The sequence below is a fragment of the Vibrio sp. 10N.286.49.C3 genome, from assembly GCF_041469545.1.
Taxonomy (GTDB): Bacteria; Pseudomonadota; Gammaproteobacteria; order Enterobacterales; family Vibrionaceae; genus Vibrio; species Vibrio tasmaniensis_A.
This window is the reverse complement of the sequence record NZ_JBFRKT010000099.1, coordinates 1-1,520: the sequence shown is the minus strand read 5'-3', so window position 1 is coordinate 1,520 and position 1,520 is coordinate 1. Positions and strand designations below refer to the sequence as shown.

The window sequence follows — 1,520 nt, the reverse complement described above, 5'->3', positions numbered from 1 at the left end:
CTTATCCGAACGGCATTAGATGCTAACGGTGGGCGTTTTCTGGAGGTAGATAACGATGAATAATGACTTTAAATATTTACCGACAGACATCTATTTATTTGGCGTTGAGTATCCTACCGTTGATGGTAAAAAAGGTTCCGCCTATGCCGATGTGAATTCAGCTGATAACTTGGAAGTGATTGAGGCATTAAGCAATATTCGCCCTATGTCACGGCTTCCCATTGCCAAAAACTTAGGTGAGGAAAGCGCAGGCCTTTGGGCGACAGACGACTTAGGTCGTTTACATGTACTCGGTGATTCAACGCAGAAAAACCAAAAAACCAACGTCAATCAGGTTTTGGCACTGCGCTCGCCAGTACATGAACTAACACAGAAGACGTACAAGCTGTCTTTTCCTGAATGGTCAATGCTTACAGAGTTGGCGATTGGTGCACAGAGTGATGCTCGGCCAATGAAAAAGGCGTGTGTAGACCTTGTCTCTATCTTAGAAAAGCTAAAGGGGTATGACGGTGATCAAGCACTGAACTCGCTAGAAAAAAAAGTGGAATACGCTGTTACAGAAGTAAAGCGCTCACAACTCGCGCCTAAATATGAAGCAGGCACTCAAGCACTAACGGGTGAGCAAGCTACATATAACAAATGGTATGATTCTGTACCTGAAGATAAGCCCATTCGTGGTTTTATCGTGCCAACTTTTTCATTTCTCGCTGTAGCGTTTTCGACCGATGATTATGACCTCGCTATTGTTGATATAAAGCGTTTCGACGAAACAACAAGTACACACAAAAGCTTACAAGAAAAGGACGTTATAACGCAGGCTAAACTTGATAAAATTAGTGGTTCGCATCGCCCAATAGCCTTGTTTCCTCAGGCGTCGGAGGTTTTTACTGATGGCATGTACACCATTGAAGTGGTTTTCGACCTAGAGTTTGCAGGTAAAATTCCCGAATTTGCTAATGTAACCAAAGAGTATGATGAGTTTGGTGATGCTACTAGAGTCAGCTACGAGTTACGAGAATACATCTCGCTCAGCCAAACGACACCGTTTGGTAAGATCGCGGTTGTTGCGGGCGACATGATCTCACTTGAAGAGTCTTTGATATACCAAAAGGAGGGACACAAACTTTCAATTGATGCCTAAATGTCTGCCCCGTCAGCTTGCTAGTTAAATTGACTATTTCACCTGTTTAATTGACTATTTTGCTAGCGTTTTAGCAGGCGGTGTTACCATTTCTAATTTGTTGAAATTTATAATTATTCCGCGTAGAATTTCTTCAACCAAATCGTTTTTTTAAGCCTTATCAGCTTAGCTATCACCGCAACTATTGATACCTGTAGGTTGTGGAGAATCCAAATGCACTTAGTTTGCAAATTTATATCTAGTTCGTCCCTCAGTACGAACGACCTTCAATATGTCTTAACACCAGATGAGTGTGTAGGGCTATTTTCGCGTGTGCGCACCCCTAAAGACATCTTGGCTCAGTTACCAAGCACTCTGGTTCAGCAGATTACTGCGTCGG

At 42.8% G+C, this 1,520-nt stretch carries 1 protein-coding gene; it reads left to right on the top strand.

The annotated features are described in order from the left end of the window. Positions 1-55: 55 nt before the first annotated feature. The gene (locus tag AB4180_RS22630) at positions 56-1,141 is read left to right on the top strand and encodes a hypothetical protein (protein ID WP_241909270.1); all 1,086 of its coding nucleotides are present in this window, start codon (positions 56-58) and stop codon (positions 1,139-1,141) included. Positions 1,142-1,520: the final 379 nt, after the last annotated feature.

Coding starts and splice junctions, on each gene's coding strand:
- AB4180_RS22630 (WP_241909270.1), top strand. CDS start 56: ATGAATAATGACTTTAAATATTTACCGACAGACATCTATTTATTTGGC.